Annotated in this window: 1 pseudogene; it reads right to left on the reverse strand. The window is 58.9% G+C overall.

From position 1 onward, the window contains the following. Window positions 1-521, reverse strand: a pseudogene (locus J5M71_RS27075) (hypothetical protein); the annotation flags it as partial.

A 521-nucleotide genomic window follows, 5' to 3' on the forward strand; every position in this document is an offset into this window, starting at 1 on the left:
GGCTGTACACATCCCATAGTTCGCCATCGGTCCAGTTCACCAGCTTCAACGGCAAGGCGGCATCCGCGCGTGCTTCGCTCGGGTCTGCCTTGATCAGGCGGCCATATTTGCCCTTGAATGCGAAGCCGACATTCAGCCGAGTATTCACTTGCCCTTCATAGGGATTTTCCGCCCATTCGTGTACCGCGTAATAACCTTGTTCGTTCGGCACCGGCTGGGAACGCGGCTTGGCCAACTCATACAGGGTGTAGCGGTCGGGCGGGTACTCTTCGATGGGCTTGTTCAAACCCCACAAATCAGTGTCCGCGACTCGATAAAGAGGCGGTCCCGATGGCGTCCGTTCACTGGGCAATCTGGCGCGCCAGGCTTTGATCAGATCGTGGTACGCCACCATTACCGTCTGCCCTGCGGCCGATCCGTCGTCGTTGGCGACGTCTGCGAACTTGCGCCCCTTGTATTCTTTCAGGCCGTCTGCATCCGGGCGTAGAGTCCCGTCGATGTCTTGCAGGTAAGCCTCCAGC

This window comes from Pseudomonas sp. 43(2021), from assembly GCF_017490805.1.
Lineage (GTDB): Bacteria > Pseudomonadota > Gammaproteobacteria > Pseudomonadales > Pseudomonadaceae > Aquipseudomonas.